Below are 12,129 nucleotides of genomic sequence, written 5' to 3' on the forward strand. Positions count from 1 at the left end.
AACGATGCACGACAAAGCAGTTACACTGGCGGTCGTGGCGGTGCTCGCAGTCGGTGCGAGCGGCGTCGTGGCCGCGTCGACGATCAGTCCCGCAACGGCCGCCGCACAGCCGTCGGGAGACGAGGTACAGCCAGCGAACTACACGACGAACGTCGTCGATCCGGACGACCGACTGAGCGATGGGGACCTCGCGACCGTTCGGGGACTCGCGTGGGCGAACGAGAGCGTCAGGAGCGACATCGAGACCGGAAGTGCCGACGACGGCGCTCCGGTCCACTTCCACGTCGAGGCCCTCGACGGCGAGGTCCAGGTCTACGTCGCTCCCCACGAGGGCGCGCCCCCGACCGTCCGCGCCGACGTCGACCTCGCCTCCGAGACGATCACGGACGTCGAGCGGGTGAACGACGCTCGAACGGCCGACGACAGGGTGTCGATCGTCCTCCCGTCCGACGAGGTGGCCGCGGTCGAAGACGGCGAGACGGTTCGGGTCGCGACAGGCGGGGCGACGATCGTCCCGGACGACGCTGGGAACGGGTCCGTCAGCATGCATCCCTCGCCAACGAACCTGACTGTCGTCGAGAGCGAGCCTGCCGAGTAAGGCCCGGACGGGCACCGATCGCCGCGACGCACTGGGACTCCTTCTGGCAGTCGTCGACGCGGCGGCCCCCGCCGCGTCGAACGCCTTCCCCGTTCACGGCACTCGCAGTCGGACGGTCCAGAACTCGCGGACGGCGTCTTCCAGGGCGGCCTCCGGGTCGCCCGTGGCGTCGACGGACGCGGTGACGTCGGCCACCTCGGAGAACCGAGAGAGGACGCTGCGCTCGCCGAGGACGTAGAGGCGGTCGGCCGACCGCTCCTCGATGGCGGCGCGGCACCGCTCCAGGTGGGAGTCGATCTGTTCCTCGCGGAGGCGCTCGAAGCGGGCCTGGGAGAAGCCGCCCTTGGAGTGCTGGCTCTTGAGGTCGGAGTCGAAGCCGTGGAAGGCGACGCGCTCGTCGCCGTCGTACTCGGCGAGGGCGAACAGGTCCGAGCGGACGAGCGCGACGGCGTGCTCGCCAGTGGGGCGGAACCACCCCCGCTCGACGGCGACGCGGTCGTCCCAGCGGGCGAAGGGCTCGGGCGCGACGGGGACGGAGAGGCAGGCCGACAGCAGGCCGGCGTCGTCGGCGACGACGAGGCAGGGAGCAGCGCGGCCGACCAGCCCGGCCCGGTCGCCCAGCGCCGTCCGAACCGCGTCGGGCACCTCGTGGCCGTCGGCGACGTAGGCGGTCAGGACGCCCTCGGGTCCGGTCTCGACGGCGGCGAGGCGGTCGAGGACCTCGTCGAGGCGGCCGCCCCGCAGCGTCTCCTCGGCGCGGAACTCGCGGTCCGCGTCGCCGTCCTGGAGGCGCTCGACGCGGTCCTCCAGTTCGGTCACGCGGTCCTGCAGGCGGTTGACCCGCTCCTCGGCGTCCTGGCGCTCGCTGGCGGCGTCCGCACGGCGCTCCTCCTCAGCCTCGAGCTGGCGTTCGAGGTGGTGGTTCTCCTCCTCCAGTTCCTCGATGCGCTCCTTCAGCGATCCCCGCCCGAGCAGCTCGTCCAGCATCGAGTGATGGGGAGGTCTGCTGGGGTAAAAACGTTCAGCCCCGACGGTCGGAGTTCGGAACCCGGTCCGTCCTCAGACGGCCGCGCCCGAGGTGAGTGAGAGCAGTTGCTGGGCGCGGTCGGCCTTGGCCAGCAGGACCTCCTTCAGCGTCGGCGGGTTCCGGACGCGAGCGTCGTCGAGGAACGACTCGGGGACGGCCAGCGTGTCCGCCGGGACCTCCTCGTCGCCCCGGACGGGGAAGTGACGCTCTTCCAGCTTCATCACGAGGGGGAGGTCCGTCCGCTCGATGCCCTCGCCCGTCGCGTAGAGCTCCCGATTGACGCGCTCGTGTTGCTCGCGGCACATCGCCGCGGTCTCCGCGTCCCTCGGTTCGACGTAGAGGCGCCCCACGTAGTAGCCTCCCGAGAACCGTTCGAACATGTGATCGGATCGTGGTAAGAGATAGCATGGTATAAATCCTCGCCGGCACGCTTTTCACGACGAGCAAACAGAGCGGCTGCGAGCGCCGTCGGACGCGCACGCGACTTCTGTGAACCGACCGGCGGGAGAGTGCCCGTACGGTGCGTAGACGCCGTCTGGGACGGTTTCGTGCCCTGATAAACGATTCAAACGGACGTGGGCCGGGCGCTGAACGGTCAGAACGGTACGCGTCGTTTTTTAAGTATCCGGACGTACGAAGTGACGAGTATGACCACGCGGCAGGCGGCGGTCGTCGCACTGGCGGTGCTGTGTGCCCTGGGAGCGGCGCTCCCGGCGGCGACCGCTCAGGAGACGACGACGCCGAGCGAGGTGGGTGAGTCGGCGGGACTCGGGGACGAACTGACCGCCTTCATGCAGAGCAGCGCGGCGGAGGCGAACGACTCCGTCGAGTCGGGCATGTGGCGGTCGGCCTTCGAGTCGGCCGACGAGTCCGAGCGGGCGCGGCTGGCGACCAACCGGACCGAGCGGCTGGCGGACCGCCTCGAGCGGCTCCGCGAGCGCAACCGGACGCTGACCGCCCGCTACGAGAACGGATCGATCGATCGGTCGGCGTACCTGGCACAGGTGAGCCAGCTGTCGGGGCGCATGGCCGCGCTCCGGTCGAGCGTCAACGACACCGATCAGGCCGCAGAGGCTGCGGGCGTCGACCCGCCCGGCCTCGAACGGCTCCGGTCTGACGCGCGCAACGCGACCGGTCCCGAAGTGAACGGCGTCGCCCGCGGCCTGACGGCCGGCGGCGGCCCGCCGGCCGACGCGCCGGCCCGGGGCGGCCCGCCGAACGCGATCGACCGCCCGGAAACAGCGGGAAACGCGACGCCGGGAACGGGTCCGCCACGGAACGCCGGACCGAACGGGACGGGGGTTCCAGCGAGCGGATCGGTGGGTCCGGCGAACGGGACGGGCGGACCGCCGGATGACGTCCGCGGTGCCGGAAACGAGACGCGCGGCCCGTCGGACGGCGAGGCGTCCGACGGGGACAGCGGACCGGCGGGGGACGCGGCCGGCGAGGGAAAGCCCGCCTCCGACGGTGACAACCCGGGAAATGAACAGGGGGGATCGGCGTCCGGTGACGGCGCGAACGGTGCCAGCAGCGACGGACCCGGAGTCGACGACGGACCCGGTGAGGACGCCGGCGACGAGGGAGCTGGTACGGGAAACGGGCAGTCCGGTACCGGTAACGACGGTTCTGGCGGAGGTTCGGATCCCGCCGGGGACGGGGGTACCGGTCCGGCCGATCCGTCTGACGCCGCTGATGGCAGTGAGCGGGGCAACGACGGCGGCTCGGGAACCGGCGGTCCGGGGAACGGCCCCGGCGGCGCGTACGTCGTCCCTCGCTGAGGCACGGCGAGGAGACATGCTTATCTGGCGCGGTACACTACCGGGCGATGAATGGATTCCGCCGAGTTGCTCGATTTACTCGGGAACGCCAACCGCAGGCGCATTCTCCGGTTGCTGGCCCACAAGCCCTGTTACGTGACCGAGATCAGCGAGTACATCGGCGTCAGTCCCAAGGCTGTCATCGACCACCTCTCGAAGCTGGAAGAGGCCGGGCTGGTCGAGAGTCGGACTGACGATCAGCGGCGGAAGTACTTCTCGATCGCGCGGAACCTCCGGCTGGAGGTCCAGGTCTCGCCCTACCGGTTCGGTACCAAGAGCGCCTACCCGGCCAGCCGCGGCCTCGACATCAGCACCTGTCGCCACCTCACCATCGACGTCAGTCCAGACGAGGGCGACGATCTGACCGACGTCACGCGGGAGCTCAAGCGGCTGGAACAGCTGGAGAACGAGCTCTCGATGGCCCAGCGGTGGGTCCAGGGCCGGCTCACCGAGGTCCGGGAGCGACTCAGCGAGCGCGTTGAGGACGGCGACGGCGACGGTCGCCTGTACGCCGAGGTGATCAGCGCGCTGGCCAACGGGTCCCGCGACGTCGACGCCGTCAGCCGCGAGGTAGAGGCACCGCCGGAACTAGTCGAGGAGTCGCTGAGCTGGCTCGCCGAGCGCGGCGTCGCCGAGCAGGACGGCGACGAGTGGCGACTGGCGGAGTGAGCGGCGGGCGTCCTCGGGAATCGGGGAAGACGAGTCTGCCGGCGTCCTCGGGAGCGAAGCGACCGAGGGCTCGGGAGTCGAGCGAAGGCGAGTCTCCCGGTGGTCGACGGGTCGTCCTCGGTCGACAGCGGGGTTCTCAGTCGAGGTCCCTGGTCAGTCCGTCCCGCAGGTCCCGGCCGGCGTAGAAACTGACGAGCGCGACGGCCGCACCGACCGCGGCGCCGACTGCGACCGGCAGCCCGCCGGTCACGAACGTCAGCGTGATCGATCCGACGGCAAGCGCGAGGGCGCCGCTGGCCGCGCCGGCGACGCCCGCCTCCAGGTACCGCGGCGTCGAGGCGACCAGTCCCCCGCCGAACATCACCAGGAACAGCCCGACGAAGCCCGTGAACGGGACGACGGGGACCAGGTTCCCGAGGGCGAACACGCCGACCAGCGCCGCGCCCAGCGCCAGCAGGAAGGCCCGCGGCGAGAACAGCGACGTCGCGCGGGACTTCGCCCGTCCGGTGAGTCCGGCGTCCGTCCGGGCCTCGGCGTCCGCCGTCCGCTCGTCCGGACCGCCTGCGAGGCCGAAGTCGCCGTCACCGACCCCCTGATCGACCCCGAGGTCGCTGCCGTCCGCCCCGAGGTCGCCGACGTCCCCGAGGTCGGATTCCTCGACCTCGCGGTCCCTGGTCCGCTCTGACATGTCCGGAACTGCGCGACCCAGCCCTAAGGCCCTTTCTCTGCGCGGACCGTCCGACGGTGAACCGGTTGCGCCTCTCAGGCCCGCGACGGGGGGATCGCCTGCCGCCGGACGGGTCCCGCCTGGTAGGAGTTGTATTACAACCCCTTCCCGGACACCTCCCAGTACTATGCCGCGTCAGACACGGCGTTCCGTTCTCAGAGTGAGCGGAGTCCTCCTCGGTGGGATAGCTGTCGGGACGACGGTCACCGCCGCGGCCTCGGGCGACCGGTTCCTCGTGGACACGGCCGCTCTCGACCAGACGGCCGTCGACCGGCCGGACATCGAGGTCGTCCACGACCTCCCGGCGATCGACTTGATCGTCGTCCGCGGGTCCGAGTCCGATGTAGAGTCGCTCGGCGCCGACTACGCCCCGGACACCCGGTACTCGCTCGACCTGCCGCTGGACGACCGGATGCCCGTCGCCGACGCCGAAGCGACCGACGAACCGCTCTACGACCTCCAGTGGGACAAGCAGGTCCAGAACGTCCCCGCTGCCCACGAGCGCACCCGCGGCGAAGGCACGCGCGTCGCCGTCATCGACACGGGCGTCGCGGCCGACCACCCCGACCTCCGGCACGCCGTCGACGAGGACCTCTCCAGGAACTTTACGGACGACGACTACGGCGCGGGCGGCCCCTACGGCGGCTACCACGGCACACACGTCGCCGGAATCGTCGCGGCCAACGACGAGAACGACAGGGGGATCGTCGGAACCGCGCCCGCCACGGAGGTCGTCGACTGTCGCGTGTTCTCGCCGGAGGCGTTGGCCGCGTTCGCCGACATCGTCGCCGCGATCGTCTACAGCGCCGAGATCGGGGCCGACGCCGCGAACATGAGCCTCGGGGCGTATCCGGTCTCGCGCGAGGGGTACGGCGATTTCTACGGTCGGGTGCTCAACCGCGCGACGACCTACGCGAACAGCTGCGGCACGCTGCTGGTCGCTGCCGCGGGCAACGACGCGGCGGACCTGCAACACGACGGTCGCGTCTGCGGCGACTTCGACGACGACGGCTCCGGCGAATGCATCCCGGCCGTCAGCCTGCCGAACGAGGCCGCCAACACGATGTCCGTCGGCGCGACGGGTCCGATCGGATTCGAGTGGGGCGAGGAGAGTCTCGAGGAGTCGTTCGAGAGCCCCGCGTTCTACACCAACTACGGGACGAACGCGATCGACGTCGGTGCGCCCGGCGGGGACGCCGACCTCGGCGCTGTCGGGACTGGCGTTCCCTGGCACCGTGACCTCGTGTTGAGCACGGTCGCTGAACCGAGTTTCAGCGACGACGGGACCTACGAGAGCGCTGAGTACGGCTACGAGTGGGCAGCCGGCACGTCGATGGCCGCTCCGCAGGTCGCGGGCGCCGTCGCACTCGTCGCGAGTCTGGACGACGCGGACCCGAACCGGGTCCGGGCGACGCTGGAACAGACCGCCGACGACGTCGAGGAGTACGACGACGCTTACTACGGCGCCGGATTCCTGAATCCACTCGCGGCCGTCGACCAGTAGCGCTCCACGGACGGCATCGACCGAGCGCACCTCGGGTCCCATCGCCGGCGGGCTGGCGACTGTCGCCCACCGCCCGCCGCCTCGAACGAGTGGCTTCAAGTCCGCGCGGGCGGAACGGACGCGCATGAACGCAGGCGATCGGGTCCGCGTCGACCGCGCGGACCAGACCTTCGAGGGCGTCGTGTTGCCCTTCAGCTCGCCGGAGACGGTGGTCGTGAAGCTCGACAGCGGGTACAACGTCGGCGTCGACCGCGACGAGGCGTCGGTCGAAGTGCTCGAGTCGAACGCCTTCGAGGTCGAGGAGACCGAGGACGCCGAGGGCGAGTCGAAGGTGGAGTTCGACGAGGACCTGCCGACCGTCTCGCTGATCTCGACCGGCGGGACCATCGCGTCGACCGTCGACTACCGCACCGGCGCGGTCACGGCGCAGTTCGACGCCGAGGACGTCCTCCGCGCGGTGCCTGACCTGGCCGGTCTGGCCAACTACCGCGGCCGGGTCGTCGCCAACATCCTCTCGGAGAACATGACGCCGGACGTCTGGCAGCAACTGGCCCGCTGCGTCCGCGAGGAGATCGAGGCGGGCGCCGACGGCGTCGTCGTCATGCACGGCACGGACACGATGCAGTTCACCGCTAGCGCGCTGGCCTTCATGCTGGACACGCCGGTGCCCGTCGTCTTCACCGGCAGCCAGCGCTCCGCGGACCGACCCTCCTCGGACAACGTGATGAACGCCGTCTGCTCGGTCGAGGCCGCCAAGAGCGACTGCGCGGAGGTGCTGGTCTGCATGCACGCCACGGAGTCCGACGACGCCTGCGCGCTCCACCGGGGCACCCGCGTCCGGAAGAATCACACCTCCCGCCGGGACGCCTTCGAGACCGTCGGCCGGGAGCCGCTGGGCCGGATCGACTACGAGAGCCGCGAGATCGAGTGGCACCGGGACCACGCCGAGCGGGGAGACGCCGACCTCGCGCTCCACGACGACCTCGAGACCGACGTCGAACTCGTGAAGTTCACGCCGGGCACCCCCGCCGAGCGGCTGGAGCGCGTCGGCGAACGGGCCGAGGGCGTCGTCGTCGAGGGCACGGGACTCGGCCACGTCAACACCGACTGGATCGACGTCGTCGACGACCTCACGGATCAGGGGACGCCCGTCGTCATGACCAGCCAGTGCCTCGAAGGGCGGGTCTGCGACCGCGTGTACGACACCGGTCGCGACCTGCTCGACGCCGGGATCATCGAGGGCGAGGACATGCTCCCCGGCACGGCCAAGGTCAAGCTCATGTGGGCGCTGGCCAACGCCGAGGACGTCGCCGACGCGATGCAGGAGTCACTCGCCGGCGAGATCACCGATCGGTCGGTCCCCTGGCTGTAAGACGGCGTATCAGAACGTACACGCTCGTCGCTTTCTCGCAGTTGCCTCCGGACGGAGAGCTGCCAGTGAGCTACACGATTCGGCGCTGACTACAGGGGGGCGGGATGGCAGCGCCAGGTACCGCAGGCCCTGGTGCGATCCTCTTACCCGCCGCTGACGGGCGGCATCAGCGCGAGTTCGTCGTCCTCCTCGACCGCCGTCGCCAGCCCCTCCCTCTCGGCGAAGGGGTCCCGGCCCTCGTGGAGCAGGCGGAGGTGGTCCCGCAGGTCGCCGTCCTCGTCGAGCACTTCCGTCTCCAGGTCGGGGTGCTCGGCCAGCAGTGCGTCGAGCGCGTCGCCGACCGTCTCTTCCTCCCGGACGGTCACTTCGGAGTCGCCGGCGGCCTCGGCCAGCGTGGCGAACAGCTTCCACTTCATGTGTCAATCGCTGTCGCGGGACGGGAAAGACGTTGTGCACTCTCCCGGCGGGTGGGAATCGAGAGCCTGGCTCGCTCGCCGTTCACCCGCGCCGCTCGTCGCCGTCTCGGTCGTTCTCGTCGCCGTCAGCGATCTCGGAGTCAGCGCCGTCGGCCGGTGCGTCGTCGCCGTCCTCGCCGAGCAGACCGTCGAGGTCGTTCAGGTTCTCGCCCGCGCCGCCCTCGCCGACGAGCGGTTCCAGGTCGTCCCAGGCCTGGTCGATGACCGACGTCTCGTCGCGCTCGTGGCCGTCGGCGATCTCGGAGTCAGCGCCGTCGCCCGGCGCGTCGTCGCCGTCCGCCGGTTCCCGGTCGTCCGCGTCGGTCGACGGCGACGGGTCGTCAGCGCCGTCGGTCGTCTCGTCGCCGCCGTCCTCCGCCGGCGCATCTTCGCCGTTCTCCGGCGTCGCGCCGCCGTCACCGGGGAGCGTCGGCGTTTCGAGGTCGGATCCCGGCAGGTCGTCCGTATCCGGGAACGCGTCCCCCGTCAGGTCCGCGGCGTCGTCGGTCTCGGCGGCTGGCTCCGGGTCGGGGGCGGTCCCCTCCGCCGGTTCCCCGCCGTCGTCTGTCGCCTCGTCGGCCGCCGTTCCGTCGGCACCCGTCGGCGCTTCGCCCTCCGATCCTCCGCTCGGTGCTTCGGTCGCCGTCTCCCCGCCGTCGGACGTCTCTCCGTCGTCTCCCCTCGTGGCGTCCGCCGCCTCGCCGGCGCTCGCCCCGTCGCTGTCCGGCCCTGCTTCTGACTGCGCCGCCGCCCGCGTCCGGCCGCCTCCGTCGTCGGACTCGGCGTCGCCCACGGGCGTCGGGTCGCCGGGCGATTCGTCGTCCCCGGGCACTTCCGCGACGGCCGGTTCGTCGCCCGCGGATCTCTCTCCGACGGACGACGCTCCGGCGTCAGTGCCTCCGGACCACTCGGCGGCCTCCGAGAGCCGGCGCAGCAGGTCGGGCGTCGCGATGGCGTAGAGCACGTCGCCGGGTTCGAGCGTCCGGTCGGCCGCGGGCAGCGGCTCCGGCCGGACGTCCTCGCGGGTGATCGCGGCGACTGTCACCTCGACGTCGCCGACGCGGGCCCCGTCGAGGCGGCTCCCCGACTCGACCGTGACCGTGGCCATCGTCTCGTCGGCGGCCCGCAGCAGCGACGCGAACTCCCGGTCCGGGCGGTCCTGAACGGGCAGGGTCACCAGCCGGTACCGCTCGGTCGGGTCGAGCTTCGACGTGTCGGCGGCGTCGATTGCGACGGTCACCACGTCGCCGGCGACGCCGCGCAGTTCGCCCGTGAGGACGCGGCGTACGGGGTCGGTCTCCCACACCTGGACCAGATCGCCCGCGCTGGCGGCGTGGGCCGGATCGGCTCTGATCGCGACGGCGTTGGTCGCGGGCGGCAGCGTCGGCCCGATACCGGCGGCCCGGGAGCCGACCGCGAGGTACTCGACGGACCCGTCCTCGGCGAGCTCGACGTCGACGTGGCCGACGCCGTAGTCGGATTTGAGCCGCGAGACCAGCCGCTCGCGCAGCTCCACGCGGGTCAGCCGGCGCGGGAACAGGAAGCGGCGGCCGGACAGCGTCTCCGTCGTGGCCTCGGGAACGGGGTCGTAGCCGACGACGTCGTCGATCTCCTCGGGTAGCGCGACCGTCGTGACGCGCCCGACCGACTGGACGATTTCGCTGACGTCGGCGTCGACGTCGCGCCCGGTCGCGGCGAACAGGTCGGTCGCGAGGGCGTCGCCCAGCCGCGTCCCGGCGGTCGCGCCGAGGCCGCCGACGACGAAGAGGGTCACGTTCGTCAGCGCCGCGAGCACCTCGACGTCGCCGTCGACGTTGCCGATCTCCTGGGCCAGGAGCGGCGTCGTGTTCACGACGACGGCGACGCCGGCCAGCCCGACCAGCAGGGCCAGCCCCCGCGGGACCCGCTCGCGCACGTACCACCGGTACAGCAGCGCGACGACGCCGGCGAGCAGTCCGGCCAGCGCCGCCGTCCCGGCGATTTGGGCGACGGCGGTGACGACCCGCTCGGCCGTGAGCTGGAGGAGCTGCATCACGCGACCGCCTCCTCGAAGGCGTCGAGGGCGTCGCGCGCCCCGACGGCGTAGACCTCCTCGCCGGCCTCGACGACGTCGTCGTCGCCGGGCGCGACGACCCAGCCGCCGGACTTCCGGACGGCGAAGGCGCCGACGCCGTAGGTCTCCCGCAGGGACGCCTCGCCCAGTCGCTCGCCGGCGACGGGCGCGTTCGCTCCGACCGTCACCTTCCGGAAGCGAACGTCGGCGCGCCGCAGGAGGGAGACGAGCTCGTACTCGCGACGAGTGCCGCGCGACTCGACGACCACCTTCGCCTGCGCCGCCCGGACGAGCGGCTGGGCGTCGGTCCGGTGGACGGCGGCAGTCAGTCGCCCCTCGCCGCCGTCGGTCGTGGGCGCCCGCACCGGCGCCGGGGGCTTCTCGGCCCCGTCGACGTCGGGGCCGTCGAGCGTCTCGGCGGGCTCGGCGTCGACCGGCTTCGCGGAGCCGTCGCCCGACCGGGCGCTGACGACGGTCCCCCGGACCTGCGCGTCCGCCGTGATGAGCGTCACCTCGTCGCCGCGGGCCAGCCCCGTCGGGAGGACGGCGTCGACGGAGACGGCGTGGCGGTCGTCCTCGATGCGCTTCGAGAGCCCGGAAAAGGGCGGCGCGGCGACGACGGTCGCGCGGCCGCGCTCGTCGACGGTCACGGACGCGTCGCCGAGGTCGTACTCCGTCAGCAACCGGTCGGCCAGCCGCTCCTCCAGCTCGGCGATGCGCAGGTCCGCGGGGAAGGGCCACTCGCTGCCGCGGATCTCCGCCCGCAGGTCCTCGGGCAGCGGCGGGTACCCCTCCATGTCGGCCACCTCTCCGACGACGCGGACGGTCGCCTCGCGCCGGCCGCCGACGAGGTCGATCACGTCCGTCGAGAGCGTCCGCGAGCGGAGCTTCTCTAGGGAGAGCCGCCGCGGGAACTCGGCGCCCATCTGGTCGCCCTTGCTGTGGGCGTACATCGACGCCATCGTGACGACGATGATCGCGGTGACGACCCGCTCGGCGTTGGGCGCCTGCGTGATCGACTTGTCCGCCAGCGCTAGCAGGCCGCCGTTGACCCCCGCCAGCGCGATGGCGAGGACGGCCATACCGAACCCGGGCAGCGTGACGTCGGTGAAGTACTTGAAGGCGAACGCCAGCCCCCAGGAGACCAGCGCCGGGATGATCCCGACGAGGAGACCGAGATAGATACCGAGGAGAATCTCGACCGGAAGGGAAGCCATACACCACGCCTTATGCTCCGGTAGTAAATCGCTTCCGGCAGTTCACGGTGGACGGAGGTTGTCAGCTACCCACGAGTACACTCGTGGGCTTGTCGGTGGACTCCCACACTTCGCGCTCCCGCACGAAAGCCCCACGCTCCGTCCTTTCCAAGAAGGGGCTTTCTCAGGTGGCTTTCGGGCGGGAGTCGGAGCGGTGCGTTCATTATTCCCGACTTCGGGGCTGGCTGACGGACGGCCCGTCCCACCGACGGCTTCTGCGCCTGCGGGATATATAGATTATATTACACGAAGTCACTTCAAGTTTACGCGCTTCCTCCCACCCCTAAAGGGGTGGGCTTCCGCGCTGTCCCGCTGTGAGCGACGAGGCGCATCCGTTCGCAGGGGAACAGTACATTGCCGTTGGGATATCAACGAAGGAATACGACGAATCGATACCGCTCACTGGTGCGATCGTGGAAGGAGCACTCGACCGCGAGTCGGTCGTCGCTCCGTGGGCAGTCGTGTCGCTGCGCGAAGCCAACATCGAACGGGCAGTCGCTCGGGTCGAGGAGTCCGTCATCGACCTAGCGGTCCGTCGGATGACGAGCTTCGTTGGCGATAGAGACCAGTAGTACTCGCTGCCGACTGTAACGTGGCTCACCCGGCTGCCAACTGACGGAAGGAAAGAGCTATCCGAGAAGACGGACAGTC

Annotated in this window: 12 protein-coding genes; 6 read left to right on the forward strand and 6 right to left on the reverse strand. The window is 71.0% G+C overall.

Going from position 1 to position 12,129, the window contains the following annotated elements:
- Positions 1-4: 4 nt before the first annotated feature.
- Positions 5-598, forward strand: coding sequence for a hypothetical protein (locus tag LCY71_RS03905; protein WP_225335059.1), 594 nt, complete (start codon positions 5-7; stop codon positions 596-598).
- A 93-nt stretch (positions 599-691) separates the two neighbouring features.
- On the opposite strand, the gene LCY71_RS03910 is transcribed toward LCY71_RS03905, so the two are convergent.
- Together LCY71_RS03910 and LCY71_RS03915 are read right to left on the reverse strand one after the other, a co-directional pair.
- Positions 692-1,585 (reverse strand): Vms1/Ankzf1 family peptidyl-tRNA hydrolase, encoded by an 894-nt coding sequence (locus LCY71_RS03910; protein ID WP_225335060.1) that lies wholly within the window; start codon positions 1,583-1,585, stop codon positions 692-694.
- 72 nt (positions 1,586-1,657) lie between these two features.
- Positions 1,658-2,005: a DUF5802 family protein gene (locus tag LCY71_RS03915; RefSeq protein ID WP_225335061.1), complete on the reverse strand. Its 348-nt coding sequence runs from the start codon at positions 2,003-2,005 to the stop codon at positions 1,658-1,660.
- Positions 2,006-2,272: 267 nt separating this feature from the next.
- Between LCY71_RS03915 and LCY71_RS03920 the strand changes: the two genes are divergently transcribed.
- Positions 2,273-3,403 (forward strand): ICP22 family protein, encoded by a 1,131-nt coding sequence (locus tag LCY71_RS03920; RefSeq protein ID WP_225335062.1) that lies wholly within the window; start codon positions 2,273-2,275, stop codon positions 3,401-3,403.
- 51 nt (positions 3,404-3,454) lie between these two features.
- Positions 3,455-4,111 (forward strand): ArsR/SmtB family transcription factor, encoded by a 657-nt coding sequence (locus tag LCY71_RS03925; protein WP_225335063.1) that lies wholly within the window; start codon positions 3,455-3,457, stop codon positions 4,109-4,111.
- A 136-nt stretch (positions 4,112-4,247) separates the two neighbouring features.
- Here the strand turns inward: LCY71_RS03925 and LCY71_RS03930 are convergent, their stop codons facing one another.
- Positions 4,248-4,799, reverse strand: a complete 552-nt coding sequence (locus LCY71_RS03930; RefSeq protein WP_225335064.1) for a DUF8526 domain-containing protein — start codon at positions 4,797-4,799, stop codon at positions 4,248-4,250.
- A gap of 199 nt (positions 4,800-4,998) precedes the next feature.
- On the opposite strand from LCY71_RS03930, the gene LCY71_RS03935 reads away from it, so the two are divergent.
- On the forward strand, positions 4,999-6,342 hold the full coding sequence (locus LCY71_RS03935) for a S8 family serine peptidase (RefSeq protein WP_225335065.1): 1,344 nt from the start codon (positions 4,999-5,001) through the stop codon (positions 6,340-6,342).
- A gap of 124 nt (positions 6,343-6,466) precedes the next feature.
- Positions 6,467-7,714, forward strand: coding sequence for a Glu-tRNA(Gln) amidotransferase subunit GatD (gatD, locus tag LCY71_RS03940; protein ID WP_225335066.1), 1,248 nt, complete (start codon positions 6,467-6,469; stop codon positions 7,712-7,714).
- Between the two features lie 143 nt (positions 7,715-7,857).
- Here gatD and LCY71_RS03945 read toward each other — a convergent pair whose 3' ends face one another.
- The 3 genes from LCY71_RS03945 to LCY71_RS03955 all read right to left on the reverse strand — a co-directional run bounded on the left by LCY71_RS03945 (position 7,858) and on the right by LCY71_RS03955 (position 11,439).
- A complete protein-coding gene (locus LCY71_RS03945; protein WP_225335067.1) occupies positions 7,858-8,130 on the reverse strand; it encodes a ubiquitin-like small modifier protein 1 in 273 nt (90 codons plus the stop codon).
- A gap of 82 nt (positions 8,131-8,212) precedes the next feature.
- Positions 8,213-10,201, reverse strand: coding sequence for a DUF8167 domain-containing protein (locus LCY71_RS03950; RefSeq protein ID WP_225335068.1), 1,989 nt, complete (start codon positions 10,199-10,201; stop codon positions 8,213-8,215).
- Positions 10,201-11,439 carry a potassium channel family protein gene (locus tag LCY71_RS03955; protein WP_225335069.1) on the reverse strand — a complete coding sequence of 413 codons (1,239 nt, stop codon included), beginning with the start codon at positions 11,437-11,439 and terminating at the stop codon, positions 10,201-10,203. Before LCY71_RS03955 ends, LCY71_RS03950 begins: the two co-directional genes overlap by 1 nt.
- A 353-nt stretch (positions 11,440-11,792) precedes the next feature.
- Here LCY71_RS03955 and LCY71_RS03960 point away from each other — a divergent pair, with 353 nt between their 5' ends.
- Positions 11,793-12,050, forward strand: coding sequence for a hypothetical protein (locus LCY71_RS03960; RefSeq protein WP_225335070.1), 258 nt, complete (start codon positions 11,793-11,795; stop codon positions 12,048-12,050).
- Positions 12,051-12,129: the final 79 nt, after the last annotated feature.

Origin of the sequence: Halomicrobium urmianum (assembly GCF_020217425.1) — an archaeon.
Classification (GTDB): domain Archaea; phylum Halobacteriota; class Halobacteria; order Halobacteriales; family Haloarculaceae; genus Halomicrobium; species Halomicrobium urmianum.